Genomic DNA, 16,483 nt, shown 5'->3' with positions numbered 1-16,483 from the left:
ATGAGGTGAACGGCAATGCAAAAAATGAATGCAAACGGCGCTCCTTTATTTTTCGCGGCATTCCTGTTTCGTTATCGTCATATCGAACGGTGCATCGAGCAATCCGGTCAAGTCATGCTTGAAGTGAGCTGTGACCGTCACACCCTCCTGTTCTGCGAGCAGGGAGAAGGCCGCATATATATTGCCCGAGAGTCTCATCCGTTTGTTTCAGGAAAAATCTATCCCTTGGCTCCGGGAGAAAACTATCAGCTGGAGCATGATCGCCCGAATGCCTTGAAATATATAGTGCTCCATTATGATGCTGTACATATGGTAACCGATGATCCGGAACTGTACACACGTCCTCTTTTTGAAATAAGGGATCGGCTGAACGGATTTTCGCCGGCCCAGATCAGCGGCATGCTTGATTTGCTGCATTCGGGTCGACAGTATCGGACGGATGCGGAATATTGCCGGCTGAACGTGCAATTTCATAAATTGATGGAACTGATCGTGACCCGGTACACGTTGCCCAAAACGGAACAAAGCCCGGAAGCCCGGGTACAAGGCACGATTCAATACGTGGACGAGCACTATGCGCAGGATATCAGCGTTCAAAAGTTGGCCAGGCTTGCCAATCTGCGCCCCGCACAATTTACGGCATTGTTCAGGCAAATTACGGGCCGCAAGCCCCTTGAATACGTAAATTACGTACGCATTAAACAGGCCAAGGAATGGCTGGCGTTGTCCGATGAACCGCTGCGGGATATTGCAAGCCGGGTAGGTTTTCGGGATGAATATTATTTCAGCAGACGTTTCCGTAAGCACACCGGTTTGGCCCCCCGCCAATATGACAAATCCCTTCAACGGCAAACGCTTGTTCAGGATTGGGCAGGGCATGAATTGAACATTCCCCGGACCCCCGAGCGCATATTGTTTTACGGAGAGTCGGCAGGGGACCTGCTTGCGCTCGGCATTCCCGTCCTTGACCACGCATCGCACGACGCTTTGACGCCCCTCGATTTGGAGTGGACCGTACAGAAGCAGCCGGATTTGATTTTGTTCGACAGCAGCAACGAGCAGCTGTACCAGCGTCTTTCCCGCATTGCGCCTACGCTGATGTACAACTCCCATGCGGATTTGGAAGAACGTATGCGCAGAGTGGGCAGCTGGTTTGGCATGGGAGCGGAAGCAGAGGCGTGGCTGGGCGCTTACCATCGGAGATCGGAGGAGATGTGGGACAGCGTGCAGCCATGGATTCGGCCCGGGGAAACGGCATCGGTGCTGGTGCATCACCGGGGAGCTCGTTTGTTCGTCATGGGCAACATCGGACTGGCTCCATTTCTGTATCATCCAAAAGGATTTATTCCGGTGAGCAAGGTGCAGGATGCCATGTCCGCAGGCCGGGCATATAAGGAAATCTCAACGGAGTCGGTTAGCCAGTATGCCGGCGACCGCATCTTTGTCATGATGCCTGAGAGCGATACAGCGCGAATGGCGACGGAGCATTTGTTTGAAAGCGATGAATGGAAGGCGCTGCATGCGGTGAAAAGCGGGCAAGTATACAAACTGGAGGAGCGTGTTTGGAATATGGGAGATGCGCTGACGAGCTGCAGGCTGCAGTCCCTGCTGCCGGAGCTGCTGAACGGATTGGACGTGTCGGTCTAATCGCCCTGTTTGGCGCTTGACGCGATGGCCAGGCTTGTTCAAAAGGATGTTGCAGGCATTCCGGGAATCAAGCTATGATTACAAGTATTATGGTCGGAGGGGTGCTTGACATGACAGAACAACAACAGGCAGAAATGCGAGTGGCTTTGATTCAAGGCAATATCCAACTGGGGAACCCGGAAGCGAATCATGAACATATGCAAAGACGGCTCGAACAAGCGGTAGAGCAGTATCCGGATTTGGAGCTGGCCGTGCTGCCCGAGATGTGGAATACGGGCTACGCACTGGAGCAAATTCATGAACTGGCCGATCCGGAAGGAGAAAAGTCGAGAGCGTGGTTGTCGGCATTTGCGAAAAAACACCGCATTTCGATCGTGGGCGGCTCCATTGCCGAGAAACGGGGCGACCACATCTACAACGCGATGTATGCCTATAACAAAGAAGGGCAGGAGGTCCTTCGATATGACAAGCTGCATCTGTTTCGCCTGATGGATGAAGAAAAATATTTGCAGCCTGGCGCCGAACCGGAGCTGTTTGAATTGGAAGAGGGGCTGACGGCCGGTGCGTCCATCTGTTACGACATTCGTTTTCCCGAATTGGCCCGGACTCTTGCGCTGAATGGAGCAAAAGCATTGATTGTGCCTGCCGAGTGGCCTCATCCGAGATTGCATCACTGGCGCACGCTGCTGACTGCCCGCGCGATCGAGAACCAAATGTACGTGATTGCGTGCAACCGGGTAGGCAATGCAGGGGATACGTCCTTTTTCGGACATTCCCTCATTATCGACCCTTGGGGCGAAATTGTGGCCGAAGGCGGGGAAGAGGAAGAGATCGTGACCGGATTGATCCGGCCTTCGCTGGTGGATGAAGTGCGTGGGCGCATTCCTGTGTTCGAGGACCGCAGACCGGAAAAGTACTTTGGCAACTAAGAGTTCGAAACTTTGAAGACCAATCAGGTTAAAGCTTTGGGAGGATACTCAAATGTCCAATGTGCGATCACAAACCAAAGAAATTTTGCATCAAGCGTGCCATGACATGCGGGCTTGGACACAAAGAGATTGTGGGGCTGCTGCTTGAACGTGAGGTAGATTTTACCCAACCTGTCAGATTCAAAGGCAAGATGAGGTCATACGATGGAAGCCCGCTGGATCGGGCAGTTGAAGTGGGAAATGACGAGATTGTCCGTATGATTCGGCAAGCCAACGGTGCATGAGAAAAGCAACTGAGGTCGAAGATTGAAGAGAAGTGGGCGGAGCTAATGTGCCGGGTCACCGCAACCCGGCACATTAGCTCCTTTTTGATGCGCGCTAACGAACCCCAGCCACCTTATATGGTGGATTTCATGCTCCTTGACGGCTAACGAACTTTAGCCACCTTATTTGGCGCAAAAACAGCGGTGAGAGGGATGTTTTGCTTAAATAACGTGTGCTGAGTTCGTTAGCATTCTATATCCACGAAATTAGACTTCATATGGTGTCTCAGGTTCCTTACAGCTTCAGGAACATGTTGACGATACGCCTTTCAGTCGCTGTAGTGCCTCATTTGTTGCAAAATGGGCTGTAGTGCAGGGTAAATTCATTCGTTTGATGTTTGTATACTTCTTCACTTTTGTTACTCCTCCGATAACCCGGATACCGTGTCTTTGAACGTTTGGATAAACGCTTCCGCCGCCTTGGATAACACCCTGCCTTGGCGATAGGCAACCACGAGCGTGCGGCTGGGCACAGGTTCTGCGAGCGGAACGTAGACGGGCACGAATTCGCTCCGCGGGGCCCGTGCAATGAAACGCGGCACCAGGGTGATTCCCATGCCTGTGGCCACAAGGGATTGCACGGTTTCGATGTTGTTGCTTTCGAACACGACCTGTGGATCGAACCCAGCCTTTTCGCAAAGGTCAAAGGTCAATTTGCGGAATCCCTGTCCTTTTTTGAGTACGATAAAGGACTCATCGCGAAGCTCTTCCATCGTGACGGGAACCGGATGCTCGGGATCGGCGCGCTTCGCCAGCGGGTGATGAGGCGGAACGGCCAAATCGATGCGCTCTTCCCCGATCGCTACGTAAGACAGACTTGGTTCCTGAAGCGGCAGCGAGAGTAGGCTGAGATCGGCTTTGCCGCTCGCCGTCAGCTTTTCCAGCGCGCCGCCCGCATCCTCCAGCAGGGTGACTTCAATGTCGGGGTAAGCCTGTTTATATGCCGGAAGCACGTGAGGAAGCAGATGTGAGCCCGTGATCGGCATGCTGCCGACGACAACCTTGCCTTTGCGCAGCTGGGAGATGTCGGACATCTCCTGGCGGAGCAGCTCCACGGCATCGACGATTTTTTGCGCCTGCTCCACAAAAGTAACCCCTGCATGGGTCAATTCCACTGTGCTGGTATTGCGCTGAAAAAGCAGCACACCAAGCTCCTTCTCCAGCTTGGACAACTGCTGGCTGAGGGATGGCTGCGCAATGTGCAGCTTCTCGGCGGCCCGGGAGAAATTGCGTTCGGCGGCGATCTGCAACGTATATTGAAGCTGTCTTAATTCCATCGTTCTTGTCATTCCTTTCGTTATGCCTACATTATAATCATTCCCCGCGAAGAAATCACTTGTCGGGATAAAACGCTCGCAGCTGCCCCGGCCGGGAACGGATTACGGAGCGCAGTCCCTTCAACATCTTTGGGGAAAATACGCAAAGGCCTGCCCCATAACGTTTATGTACACGATCAAATGTCTGGAAAAGCATTGACACACAAACACCGACAGCGTACTATGTAATTATGATAATGATAATTGTTATCAATAAAACCGCTGCAGCTTGCAATGGTTTATTTGCGTTTCATCCTGTATAGGTAAAACCTATCGCATCTATAGTTTTTATATCTTGGAACAATGAAGAGACGAGTGATATATTTATGTCATTCAAGAGCCGAGCCAATTGAAGACGTCGAAGCTCTTCCAAGGACCGAACTTATGATGGGGTGAAAATGATGAGTAAAAAAACGATGTTTGAGAAAATCTGGGAAAACCACGTAATTCATCAGGAAGAAAACAAACCAAGCATTCTGTACATCGATCTGCATCTTGTACACGAAGTGACTTCGCCGCAGGCGTTTGAAGGTCTGCGCCTGAGCGGCCGCAAAGTCCGTCGCCCTGAGCTGACGTTTGCGACTATGGACCACAACGTACCGACGAAAGACCGTTACAACATTACAGATCCGATTTCCAAACAGCAAATCGATACCCTCTCCCAAAACTGCCGTGACTTTGGCGTGAAGCTGTATGACCTGGACACGCTTGATCAAGGGGTCGTGCACGTTATGGGTCCAGAGCTCGGCTTGACGCATCCGGGCAAAACGATCGTTTGCGGCGACAGCCATACTTCGACGCATGGAGCATTCGGTGCGCTGGCATTTGGGATCGGTACGAGCGAAGTGGAACACGTCATGGCCACGCAATGTTTGCAGCAGGCGAAAGCCAAAACGATGGAAGTGCGCTTCGTCGGCAAGCGCAACCCTGGCGTAACGGCCAAAGATATGATCCTTGCGGTCATCGCCAAATACGGCACGGACTTTGCGACAGGATATGTCATCGAATATACAGGCGAAGCGATTCGCGAACTGAGTATGGAAGAGCGCATGACGGTCTGCAACATGTCCATCGAAGGTGGAGCAAGAGCCGGCATGATCGCGCCGGATGAAACGACATTCGAATACCTGCGCGGACGCGAGTATGTGCCGCAAGGCGAGAAATTCGAAGAAGCTGTCGCATCTTGGAAACAGCTCGTAACCGATGAAGGCGCTGAATTTGACCGCGTCGTTGAAATCGACGTGGAAGCATTGATTCCGCAAGTTACATGGGGCACTAGCCCGGGCATGGGGACGGACATTTCTTCCCGAGTTCCCGTACCGGCTGAACTGCCGACCGAAAACGAACGCAAAGCAGCTGAAAAAGCGCTTGAATATATGGGACTTGAGCCGGGAACGGCCATCACTGACATCGAGATTGACTACGTATTTATCGGTTCCTGCACGAATGGACGGATCGAGGACCTGCGTGCGGCTGCGAAAGTGGCTAAAGGGCACAAAGTATCCAGCGGCGTTACAGCGATTGTGGTGCCGGGATCGGGCCGAGTTAAATTGCAAGCCGAGAAGGAAGGTCTCGATAAAGTATTTATCGAAGCAGGATTTGAATGGCGCGAAGCGGGATGCAGCATGTGTTTGGCGATGAATCCGGACGTACTGCAACCGGGCCAGCGTTGTGCGTCGACATCCAACCGGAACTTCGAAGGACGTCAGGGACGCGGCGGACGTACTCATCTGGTTTCCCCGGCGATGGCGGCAGCCGCAGCGGTCAAAGGCCGTTTCGTCGATGTGCGTGACTGGAATTTCAAAACGGAAGCAGTTATCTAAGAGCAGGGAACGAAGGGAGAACGGAAGATATGGAAGCATTCAAAACATTGCAAGGCATCGTGGCACCGGTTGACCGCGTAAACGTGGATACGGACGCAATCATCCCGAAACAGTTTTTGAAACGGATCGAGCGCACCGGATTTGGACAGTTTTTGTTCTACGAATGGCGCTTTGACGAAGAGGGAAACAACAATCCTTCTTTTGAATTGAACAAACCCCGTTATGAAGGGGCATCCATCCTCATTTCGCGCGCCAACTTCGGCTGCGGATCTTCTCGTGAGCATGCACCATGGGCGATCATGGATTATGGATTCCGCTGCGTCATTGCACCAACGTTTGCGGACATTTTCTACAATAACTGTTTCAAAAACGGCATTTTGCCGATCAAGCTGTCGGAAGAGCAGGTCGAGGACCTGTTCCAGCGCACCGCAGCGCATGAAGGTTATCAGCTGAACGTGGATCTGGAAAACAAAACGATTACGGATGCGCACGGCCTGCACATCGATTTCGATTTGGATGAACATCGCCGCCAGTTCCTGCTGCAAGGCTTGGACGACATTGGCCTGACGCTTCAGCATGATGATGCCATCACGGCTTACGAACAACGTCATGCCGCCAAACTTTTCGGCTAAACCAATGCTTTCCTCAAACTAAACCGTCGGACTGGACGGGGACATTCGTCTCTGCTTCAGTCGGCGGTTTTTCTTTTTCGATGCAGTTATTATGCCGTCGAAATATGACAACGTTGTAACCGGATTGCAGGACATTATCTGATAAACTGGTTAGTAGATTATGGAAAGATACATACGGACGTTCAAAAGAAAACAGATTGGTGGAGGATTTATGAAGAAATGGTCGACAGCTGTCTTTGCTTTGTTATTCCTCTGTTTGTTGCCTGTAGCGGCACATGCTGCTGACGTCACACCTTCCATTATCATCGATGGCGTCAGAGTGGAGCAAGCTGGAGCACCAGCCGAAAACATCGGCAAAACGGTGATGGTTCCCATTCGCATCGTGTCTGAAAATCTCGGTTATCAGGTGAAATGGGAGAAAGCCACCCAAACGGTATGGGTTGAAAAAAACAACAGCCATATCGAAATGAGCGCAGGCAAGACCTCGGCCACCGTGAATGGTACCGTAGTCAATCTGGATGCTCCTCCTTTGATCAGACAAGGCACGACACTGGTCCCCCTTCGTTTTATCGGTGAGGGCATGGGGCTTCACGTTGGCTGGGATAATGGTACCAAAACCGTCAGTTTGGAAAGCGTCCCGCCTGTTATCGAGAAGGACGAGCAGGAGGAGCCGAGTGAAGCACCGATTGCACAAACGGCATTACTGCAAAGCATCAGTTATGACAAGGATCGCTTGAGCGTGGCTGTAGACGGCAGCATCGCTCCGAAGATATCGAGTCTGTCCGAACCGGATCGAATTATGGTTGACCTGCCCGAAACGGCGTTCTCGTCTTCGTTTATCGAAGCACAAGCCGGATCGCCGGATGGCAGCGGCCGGATTGCCGTAAATGACTCCGGCATGGTATCCCAAATCCGTTATGCGTTGTTCAGCAGTTCGCCTTCAACGGTGCGTGTCGTGTTTGACCTGAAGCAGCCTGCGACAGCCAAATGGTCCCTCGGAGATAACAATGTACTGCTGGTAGATTTGACTGGAAGCCTTGGAGAATCGACAGCGGAACCTTCCATACCGGGGAAGGAAGGAAAGCAGGTCGTCGTGATCGATCCGGGACATGGCGGAAGACAACCGGGCGCGGAGAGCGTAACCGGAGCGCACGAGAAGGATTTCAATCTTGCGGTGGCGCTTAAAGTGCAGGCTTTGCTTCAACAGTACGATGCCATTCAGACCGTGGTGACGCGTCAGGACGATACGGAGCTATCGCTTCAGCAGCGCGTTGACATCGCTGAGCTGAATCAGGCGGTGCTATTTGTATCCATTCATGGAAACAAGTTTACGACTCCCGTCCCGAATGGCATTGAAACGTTGTACACCCGCAAGGAAAGCAAGGCATTGGCTGACGTATTGCACAAACACGTAATGCAGGCCACAGGACTTAAGGACCGGGGGATTAAGACGGCAAGCCTTCATGTCACGCGGGAAACAACGATGCCCGCTGTACTGCTCGAGCTTGGGTTTTTGAGCAATCCCGCGGATGAAGCCGTTATGCTTACAGAGGAGTACCAGAATAAATGCGCGCAAGCCATCGTGGATGGAATCGTAGAATATTTGGGCAATTAGCTGGTAATTGTTTCTTGTGTAGGATTTAAGAACGCTCGTTGTTTCAAGATGTTTGATGGATAAAACTGGGCGAAGTTTGACATGAAAATGTAGAAAAAGCTTGATTTGACAGCGTTTATTCTCAGATATGTTGGAATATATTCGCAACTTTTGGTGGAAGCGGACGTCTAATGAGGTGTCCGGTAATGCCTAGTTGACCTGGCGGATCAAGGTCATCTTAACATGCGGCAATAAAATGTGAGAATGGTAGGGGTGAAGGATGAAGAAGTTCGGTTTTTTGGCACTGTTATTTGTCTTTGGGCTCGTTTTCCCGGGCTATAGCCATGCGGCCGCAGACACAAAAATTGTTCTTGATGGGAAGGAAATCGTGCAGCCATCCGACGCCAAAGCGGAAAACATCAACAGCAAAGTGATGGTTCCGATTCGCGTTATTTCCGAAAGTCTCGGATACGGCGTGGACTGGCAGCAAAAAACAAGCACCGTAACGATTTCCAAGGATAACACCGTCATGAAGATGGTCGTTGGAAAGAAAACGGCAACCGTAAACGGCAGTAACGTTAGCCTTGATGCCCCGCCAATCGTAAAAAACGGTACTACACTTGTGCCTTTGCGTTTTGTAGGCGAACAAATGGGCCTTAAGGTGGGTTGGAACAACACTACGAAGACGGTAACATTAGTTACCCAGAACTCGGGCTCCGGAAACGGAACGATCACACCTCCGAATGCAGGAAATGAAAGCGGAAGTTCAGATCAGGAAGGTCTTGTACTGGTGAACGCCATCAGCTTCAGCGAAAACCGCTTCATGATCGCCACAAGCGGCAGCACGAAGCCGAATGTTTTCACGATGACAGGACCGGATCGAATCGTTATCGATTTGCCGAACACTGCTTTCGCAGATTCTTTCAGCGAAGGACAAGCCTTGGACAGCAATCAGAATGGACAGCTTGTGGTTAGCGGTTATCCGGATGTGTCGAAAATTCGTTATTCGCTCTATAACAACAGCCCATCCACCATTCGTTTCGTCATTGATTTGACAAGTGCGAAAGGCTATGAAGTGGAGAGCGACTCAGGCCTTGTCGTCATCAACTTGAACAAAGAAGGACAAAACACAACCACTCCAGGTACTGGGGACGGAAAAAAGGTGGTTGTTATCGATGCGGGTCACGGTGATCATGATCCGGGGGCCATTGGTATTACAGGCAAAAAGGAAAAAGACTTTAATCTTGCAATGGCTTTGAAGGTTCAGGCCTTGTTGAAACAGGAATCAGGCATTAACGTTGTGCTGACGCGCAGTGACGATACGTTTCTTGAATTGAAGCAGCGCGTGAAAATTGCAGAGGACATCAAAGCAGACATCTTTGTTTCCATTCATGCGAATAGCGGTCCTGCTGCAGCGAATGGCGTAGAAACCTTCTATACGCGTTCGACCAGCAAAGCCCTGGCAGATATTATGCACAAACACCTCGTCCAGTCCTCGGGACTGAAAGATCGTGGAGTGAAAACGGCAAGTCTTCATGTAACCCGTGAGACAACCATGCCGGCGGTATTGCTGGAAGGCGGATTCCTCAGCAACGCAAGCGACGAGGCCGTCCTGTTCACCGAAAGCTTCCAGAACAGTGTGGCCAAAGGCATCGTAGCAGGGATCAAGGAGTATCTGGGAATCAATTAAGGGTTGTTCCTTATGATAGGAGGCGGAGTTAAGATGAACAAAAAGATATGGATTGCAGCATTGCTAGTAACAGTGATGGCAGTTGCTGCCGGATGTGGCAGTAAACCGACAGCAGCTCCAGCTCAGACCCAAGGTGCGACAACCGAGAACAATGTGACCGAGACAGAAGGCGAGACGCAAATTACGGAACCCGTAACGGCAGATCCGGAGCAAAACTCGACCGGAACGGATACGGTGACACAGAACGGATCGGAAGGCGGTTCTACGGGGTCTGCGAATACAACCGATTCTACGAATACTTCGGGCAACGGAACGAATGCGAGTTCACAAAGCTCCGAAACCAAAGGGAATTCCGAAAGCGTAAAGCAAGAAACGATCAAAGTGTTTTTCACGGACCCGGAAGAGCTTGAGCTGCACGAATCGACAGCCGGCATTTCATATGCGAGCGACCAGGATAAGTACAAGTCCGCATTCGAAGCGTTGCAGCAAAGCAGCGACGAGAAGCTTGTCCCGCTCTGGGCCAAGGAAATTGAACTCAAGTCCGTCACATTCAAAGAAGGCGCGTTAACGCTTGATATCCACATGCCCGATACGGCACGTTTGGGTGCAGGCGGCGAGTCTTTTGCTATCGAGGCTTTGAAAAATACGTATTTCCAATTCGACGAAGTGAAGTCCCTTGACCTGCTGGTTGACGGCAAACAGCTGGAAAGCCTGATGGGACATGTCGATCTGGAACATCCGATGACGAAATAATTCGGTTACGAAAAGGATGGCACGCTGTCAATTGTGAGTCTACGGGGAATGACCGTTTACATGAGAGAGGGGAATCATAGGTGACTTTTAAATATAACAATCCATCACACTCGAAAAAAGTAATGTCCGCCATGCTTGCAGGCATGATGGCCCTGAGCGGCGGAGGTGCCGCACTGGCTGCCGAATCCACCGAAACGGGACAAGGCCAGCCAGCGGCAACCACCACTTCGGCCGCACCAACAGGCCTGTTTAGCGATATTAAAGCAGGGTACTGGGCTGAAAAACATGTATACAAGCTGGCATCCCAAGGGATCCTTCTCGGAAATAACGGTCTGTTCCGTCCGGGAGACGCCGTAACGCAGCAAGAAGCCGTAACGATGGCCATCCGTTTCATGAATAAAGAAAACCAGTTGAATGACGGCACGACTGCAGCATTACCGACAAACATGGAAGTGAGCAACTATTTCAAGCCGTATGTCGCATTGGCGCTTCAACTGGGGCTTATTAATCAAACCGAAGAAACGGCTGCTGATGTAACGAATACAACCTGGGGCCAAAAACCGGCATCCCGGGAATGGACGGCAAAGCTGCTGATCCGCGCTTTGGGCAAAAATGACGAAGCGAAAGCGCAAAATGCCCAGTCCACAGGATTCGCTGACAATGACAGCATTTCGGACAGTGCCAAAGGTTATGTAAACCTTGCTGTCAGTCTTGATCTGGCCAAAGGTGTAGACGGAAACAAATTCAATCCGACGGGGACCGTTACGCGTGCGCAGCTGGCAACGTTTTTCAGCCGCGGCGAAGGTTTGACGGACACGGCCTACCCCAACACGTACACCGGATATGTCACAGGTTTGAAAGATAATCAAATCACGCTGGTTGCCAATGGAAAAACGATGAATTTCACAGTGAACTCCAGTACTCCGTATTTCACCAAAGACAGTGAAGTACGCGCTGCCGGACCCAATGTGCAATTGTACACCAAAGTGCTGATTGTCGGAGGATCGAATGGTGCTGCTTCCTATGTCGAATTGCTGGACGCTACCCCTCAAGTAGAGAGCGTGGAAGGCACTTTCGCGCGCGCTTTGTCCGGCAACAAAGTCGGCATCTTTGTCGGTGAAAACTACGAGACATATGCGTATGATGAGTCTACGGCATTCATCGACCAGAACGGGAATGCAATCAAGGTTTCCGACATTACCGCGGACAGTACGGTTGAAATTCAGCGCGAAACATTCTCTGCTGACAAAAAAACCGTTGTTATTCGGGTGAAATCGGGCATCGTGAACAAAAGCGACAGCGGTACGGTAACCGAGGTCAATCCTTCGGGCAAAACGATCAAAATCACGAATGCTGCCGGCCAGTCGGAGCAGTACACGTACAATGACAACCTCATCATTCGTTATCGTGACCGTATTTTGCCTGTTGCCGAGCTTACTGCAGGCAGTGCCATCAAGTACACGGTGAAGGATAGCGTGCTGCAAACGGTTGAACTGTCGCAAGGCGTAGAACAAAACGTACGCGCTACGCTGGTAGAGATCGGTGGCAATCAATCCACGCTGACGTTTAAGCGGGAGGGTGGTTCTCTTGAAGCCAAATTGCTGGTTGACCAGCCTGAAGTGATCATTAGCGGCATCGAAAAAGCAACGCTCAGCGATCTGATTACCGATGCAGACAATGGGGATCAAGTCGAATTGACGTTGAACTCCGATGACCGCGTGACACGCATTCAGGTCGTGAGTCGTCAGATGGAGCCGATGAACGGCGCTTCAGTCGTATCGTACAACAGCAAAACGAAAGTGCTGACCGTGCTGGACAGCAACAAAAGACCGTACGTGTTCACGCTGGACGAAAAAACGAAGCTGGACTATAATGCAGCAAAACCAACGCTTGCCGGGCTGGAGACCCTTCTGAATGAAGGCCGCAAAATAGACCTGACATATGTGGGTACTCGCGCACTGTCAGTGAAAGTCATTTATAAATACGAGGGTACGCTGAGCAATATTGACACGGCGAACAAAAAGATCAGTCTGCTGTCCAATAACCAAACGGTGACGGTGGCGTATTACTCGGTGCCAACGATCGAAATTTATAACAAAGCGGGTGCCGGACTAAGCGATCTGAAGGTAGGCGATTCCGTTACGATCACGCTGAACGGAGCTCAAGATGCCGTGCAGAAGATTGCGCTGAATACAACAGCTCAATTCGAAATATTGTCCATTGAAACCAATGGCCGCATTCTAGTAAAATCCGATTTGTTGACCAGCCACTTCTATGTGGACCAAGCTGTGCTCACCGGAGAGAATGGTCAATCGATCACTGCGGCTCAATTGGCAGCAGGCAATCTGATTAATGTTACATTTGAAGGAACGACGGCAAAAGCGGTTCAGGTCGTTAAGCGTACACTGGGCCAAGTGACGGCGGTGGATGCAAGTTCTGTTACATTGAAGTTGTTCAATGGACAAACCGAAACCGTGCCTGTGAGCGGAACGATCAAAGTGCTGAAATCCGGTTCGACGCTGACGACGATTGGAAGCCTGACGGCAGGAGATCGCGTGGAAGTGACGAAAGATACGGACAATTCCACGCGTTTTCGTGTAATGACCGTAGCAAACAGGCAGTTCTGGTCGTATGATGCCGTGGGCAATCAAATTTTGGTAAAACGGGAGTCCACTTCCGACACCAATTACCGTTTCGCACTGTCATCGGGCACATATGTTCATCAGGGTGACACGACTTTAAGCGTGCAATCTCTCAAAGATAATGATAATATTGTATTGTATCTTTTGGGCAACGTGGTCCTGGAGATCCAAAAACAGTAATCAATTATTTTCGAGGATCAAAAGAATGACCGTCTTGATGCGGGATCTTTCCCGCATCAGGACGTTTTTTTTGCAAGCGAACCGGCGTCCACACCGCCCTGACTCGAATCGGGCATTTGATTAATAAGCCCATATTGTGTGGTGATTTTGCGGGAGGTAGCTCTTCATGAATGCAGCAACGGTAAGACATATCCTTGATACGATGGCAGCCATGTTTCCGGATGCGCACTGTGAATTGAACCATGAGAATGCGTTCGAATTGACCGTAGCTGTCTTGTTGTCTGCCCAGTGTACCGACGAAACGGTAAACAAAGTCACCGCAGACCTGTTCCAAAAGTACAAAAGCCCTGCCGATTATTTGGCTGTGCCTTTGGAAGAGCTTGAGCAGGATATTCGGCGGATCGGCTTATATCGGAACAAGGCCAAGCATATTCAGAACATGTGCCGGATTCTGATCGATCAGTACGATGGCGATGTGCCGCAGGAACACGATCAGCTCGTGACGCTGCCGGGAGTTGGACGCAAAACGGCGAATGTCGTTGTTTCTAACGCTTTTGGCGTGCCGGCAATTGCGGTGGATACCCACGTTGAACGTGTATCCAAGCGTCTGGGTTTGGCTGGCTGGGACGATTCCGTCCTTGAAGTCGAGAAAAAACTGATGAAGCGGGTACCTCGGGATGAGTGGACCATCACTCATCACCGATTCATTTTTTTCGGACGTTATCATTGCAAGGCGCAGAACCCCCAATGCGAAGTTTGTCCATTGCTGGACGTGTGCAGGGAAGGGAAAAAGCGTATGAAAACGCCCAAAATCAGGAAAGATAAGGTACGTGGCACCACCTCAAAGCAAAAATTAAATTCTTAATCAGAAGAGGATGAGTAATGATGAAATGCATTTCCGTGTACACAGACAATTTTGAAGCTTTCTCGGACATTTTCGAGCAAATCGTTGACCAGGATATGGCCGAGAATGAAGAAAAAGAAGTAGAAGGCATCACAGTAAGCCACTCCGGCGATGTGCCAGAACATTATTTGGAGCGCATGTCCGTTAAGCCAGAGGTTGTTGTCATGAAAGACAAAGTGAGAGGCATCACGATTTTGCAGCATGGCCAAGTTTTCGAAATTTTGCTGCCTTCGCTGGAGAACGCCGTTTCCTAATTCAGGAACGCATATTGAAATGTTGCATCAATGTTTCTGGGATATGTTCGCACGTCGGGACGGTCACACGCATTGCATGCAACATACTCCCCGTTCATTGGGGATACATAGAAGCAACCAAGCGGGATCGTCGACAGGAGATTCAGCGGCGGCAGACGATAAAACCGACAAGATCGGTTTTATTTTTTTGCAGTCATGTTGTATGCGTTTTCTTGTGGGCGGCAGATCGAGAATGTGACGTATGGGTGAAGGAAGCCAATTCAAATTATGGCAAGGTAATGTTACAATAACGTTTATGCAGGTCAAGTGATACATCGATATTTTCCAAGTTTACAGAGAGAGGAAGGCCAACCATGACCAGAACAGTTAACGCGCCCGACTTGGCCAAACCTCTGCTTCCGCTGCGGGCAGCGCTGGAACAGACAGGGGACCAGACAGCTGTACAAGCAATAACGGATCTGATCGGCAAGGCAGAGACAACGCAATTGACGATTGCGTTTTGCGGCCATTTTTCGGCAGGGAAATCGAGTTTGATCAATAGTTTGTGCGGGAAGCGCGTGTTGCCCTCCAGCCCCGTACCGACAAGCGCAAACGTGGTATCGATCCGAAACGGGGAACCGCGCGCACTGATCTATACTGCCGATAACGAAAGCGCTGACATGCATGGGAATTCACATGCTCCGCTTGAAGTATTTCCCGAGCAATTACAGGAGTATTGCAAAAACGGCGGAGCTTACCGCGCCATTGAAGTCTGGGACGATATCCCGATGCTGGGCGATGACGGCGTGCTGCTCGATACGCCTGGGGTCGATTCGACGGATAAAGGGCATAGTTTGGCAACCCATTCGGCGCTTCATCTTGCCGATGTGGTCTTTTATGTTATGGATTACAATCACGTACAGTCCGAAAGCAATTTGTCATTTGCCAAAAGCCTGTCGGATTGGGGTAAACCTTTGTTTCTCATCGTGAATCAAATTGATAAGCACAGAGACCGTGAACTGGCCTTTGATGAGTACGTACGCGGCGTAGAAGCCATATTTGAAGCATGGGAAGTGAAGTATGACGGGCTGCTGTTCACATCCTTGAGGGATAAGGAACATCTCTATAATCAGTGGCAGCTCATTCCGAACATCATTCGCCATCTGCTCGAACAGAAGGAACCGCTTATCCGTCACAGCTTGGCCAGTTCGGCAAGCCATGTTACCGAGCAGCATTTGCTCAGACGAGAGGAAGAGCAGGAAGAAGAGAAGTCTGGGCTGCTTGAGCAAATTGGAGGCCGTGAAGGCGTGGAGCGCCTGGAACGCCAACTGGCTGAGCTGAGCCGCGAAGAAAAAGAGCTGCGTACCAAGCCTTCAAGCGAACGCGAAACATTTCGCGGAGAACTGGAATCGCTCTTGTCGAATGCCAATCTGACGCCTGCGGATATTCGAACGGCGGCAGGTACATTTCTGGAAAGCCGTAAACCGGGTTTCCGCGTTGGATTTTTGTTCGCGGGGAACAAAACGGAACAGGAGAAAGAACGGCGATCCATGGAACTGCTGCGCATGCTCCGGGATCAGGCTGGCGGCCAGGTCGAAGTGCACATTCGCACGATGCTGCGGCAATTGGGCGAAAAGCACGGGTTATGGGATGCAAAATGGGAAGAGTCGCTGAATCAGGAGCTTCCCGTTTTGGATGAAGCGATGCTGGATCAGGTTCGCAAGGAAGGGGCCGAAGTGTCCCCTGAGTATGTGCTGCAATTCAGCAAAGAGCTGCGGGGCGAGATCGAGGCCCGCTATCGCCGGTCGGCCATGATG

General features: G+C 50.9%; 13 protein-coding genes. 12 read left to right on the top strand and 1 reads right to left on the bottom strand.

The features are described from left to right. The first annotated feature begins 15 nt into the window (after window positions 1–15). The 3 genes from L6H98_RS22385 (at window position 16) to L6H98_RS22375 (ending at window position 2,860) form a co-directional block, all read left to right on the top strand. Entirely contained in the window at window positions 16–1,647 is a 1,632-nt protein-coding gene (locus tag L6H98_RS22385; protein WP_236419678.1) for an AraC family transcriptional regulator, read from the top strand. A gap of 110 nt (window positions 1,648–1,757) precedes the next feature. Beyond that, entirely contained in the window at window positions 1,758–2,576 is an 819-nt protein-coding gene (locus L6H98_RS22380) for a carbon-nitrogen family hydrolase (RefSeq protein ID WP_236419676.1), read from the top strand. 59 nt (window positions 2,577–2,635) lie between these two features. Continuing rightward, entirely contained in the window at window positions 2,636–2,860 is a 225-nt protein-coding gene (locus L6H98_RS22375) for an ankyrin repeat domain-containing protein (RefSeq protein WP_236419674.1), read from the top strand. A 398-nt stretch (window positions 2,861–3,258) separates the two neighbouring features. Here L6H98_RS22375 and L6H98_RS22370 read toward each other — a convergent pair whose 3' ends face one another. Beyond that, the gene (locus L6H98_RS22370) at window positions 3,259–4,176 is read right to left on the bottom strand and encodes a LysR family transcriptional regulator (RefSeq protein ID WP_236419672.1); all 918 of its coding nucleotides are present in this window, start codon (window positions 4,174–4,176) and stop codon (window positions 3,259–3,261) included. 440 nt (window positions 4,177–4,616) lie between these two features. Between L6H98_RS22370 and leuC the strand changes: the two genes are divergently transcribed. The 9 genes from leuC to L6H98_RS22325 form a co-directional block, all read left to right on the top strand. Further along, complete coding sequence (gene leuC / locus L6H98_RS22365; RefSeq protein ID WP_236420093.1) at window positions 4,617–6,038, top strand: 3-isopropylmalate dehydratase large subunit; 1,422 nt, start codon at window positions 4,617–4,619, stop codon at window positions 6,036–6,038. 29 nt (window positions 6,039–6,067) lie between these two features. Continuing rightward, on the top strand, window positions 6,068–6,670 hold the full coding sequence (leuD, locus tag L6H98_RS22360) for a 3-isopropylmalate dehydratase small subunit (RefSeq protein WP_236419670.1): 603 nt from the start codon (window positions 6,068–6,070) through the stop codon (window positions 6,668–6,670). Window positions 6,671–6,881: 211 nt separating this feature from the next. Beyond that, a complete protein-coding gene (locus tag L6H98_RS22355; protein ID WP_236419668.1) occupies window positions 6,882–8,285 on the top strand; it encodes an N-acetylmuramoyl-L-alanine amidase family protein in 1,404 nt (467 codons plus the stop codon). A 259-nt stretch (window positions 8,286–8,544) separates the two neighbouring features. Continuing rightward, a complete protein-coding gene (locus tag L6H98_RS22350) occupies window positions 8,545–9,954 on the top strand; it encodes an N-acetylmuramoyl-L-alanine amidase family protein (protein ID WP_236419666.1) in 1,410 nt (469 codons plus the stop codon). A gap of 33 nt (window positions 9,955–9,987) precedes the next feature. Continuing rightward, a complete protein-coding gene (locus L6H98_RS22345) occupies window positions 9,988–10,707 on the top strand; it encodes a GerMN domain-containing protein (RefSeq protein WP_236419663.1) in 720 nt (239 codons plus the stop codon). Window positions 10,708–10,787: 80 nt separating this feature from the next. Beyond that, entirely contained in the window at window positions 10,788–13,529 is a 2,742-nt protein-coding gene (locus L6H98_RS22340; RefSeq protein WP_236419662.1) for an S-layer homology domain-containing protein, read from the top strand. Between the two features lie 166 nt (window positions 13,530–13,695). After that, window positions 13,696–14,394 (top strand): endonuclease III, encoded by a 699-nt coding sequence (nth, locus tag L6H98_RS22335; RefSeq protein WP_236419660.1) that lies wholly within the window; start codon window positions 13,696–13,698, stop codon window positions 14,392–14,394. A 20-nt stretch (window positions 14,395–14,414) separates the two neighbouring features. Then, entirely contained in the window at window positions 14,415–14,687 is a 273-nt protein-coding gene (locus L6H98_RS22330) for an NAD/NADP transhydrogenase alpha subunit (protein ID WP_236420091.1), read from the top strand. A gap of 353 nt (window positions 14,688–15,040) precedes the next feature. Next, window positions 15,041–16,483 (top strand): dynamin family protein (locus L6H98_RS22325; RefSeq protein WP_236419658.1); only part of this gene is annotated, 1,443 nt, incomplete at its 3' end.

This window comes from Paenibacillus sp. JJ-223 (assembly GCF_927798175.1).
GTDB classification, from domain to species: Bacteria; Bacillota; Bacilli; order Paenibacillales; family Paenibacillaceae; genus Paenibacillus; species Paenibacillus hubeiensis.
The sequence above is the reverse complement of the archived record's forward strand: the minus strand, read 5'-3'. Positions and strand labels throughout refer to the sequence as shown.

Bases quoted from the DNA above. Each gene is read 5' to 3' on its own strand.
- nth (WP_236419660.1), top strand. From the start codon at position 13,696: ATGAATGCAGCAACGGTAAGACATATCCTTGATACGATGGCAGCCATG.
- L6H98_RS22330 (WP_236420091.1), top strand. From the start codon at position 14,415: ATGAAATGCATTTCCGTGTACACAGACAATTTTGAAGCTTTCTCGGAC.
- L6H98_RS22350 (WP_236419666.1), top strand. From the start codon at position 8,545: ATGAAGAAGTTCGGTTTTTTGGCACTGTTATTTGTCTTTGGGCTCGTT.
- L6H98_RS22385 (WP_236419678.1), top strand. From the start codon at position 16: ATGCAAAAAATGAATGCAAACGGCGCTCCTTTATTTTTCGCGGCATTC.
- L6H98_RS22380 (WP_236419676.1), top strand. From the start codon at position 1,758: ATGACAGAACAACAACAGGCAGAAATGCGAGTGGCTTTGATTCAAGGC.
- L6H98_RS22345 (WP_236419663.1), top strand. From the start codon at position 9,988: ATGAACAAAAAGATATGGATTGCAGCATTGCTAGTAACAGTGATGGCA.
- L6H98_RS22375 (WP_236419674.1), top strand. From the start codon at position 2,636: ATGTGCGATCACAAACCAAAGAAATTTTGCATCAAGCGTGCCATGACA.
- L6H98_RS22370 (WP_236419672.1), bottom strand. From the start codon at position 4,176: ATGGAATTAAGACAGCTTCAATATACGTTGCAGATCGCCGCCGAACGC.
- leuD (WP_236419670.1), top strand. From the start codon at position 6,068: ATGGAAGCATTCAAAACATTGCAAGGCATCGTGGCACCGGTTGACCGC.
- L6H98_RS22355 (WP_236419668.1), top strand. From the start codon at position 6,882: ATGAAGAAATGGTCGACAGCTGTCTTTGCTTTGTTATTCCTCTGTTTG.
- leuC (WP_236420093.1), top strand. From the start codon at position 4,617: ATGAGTAAAAAAACGATGTTTGAGAAAATCTGGGAAAACCACGTAATT.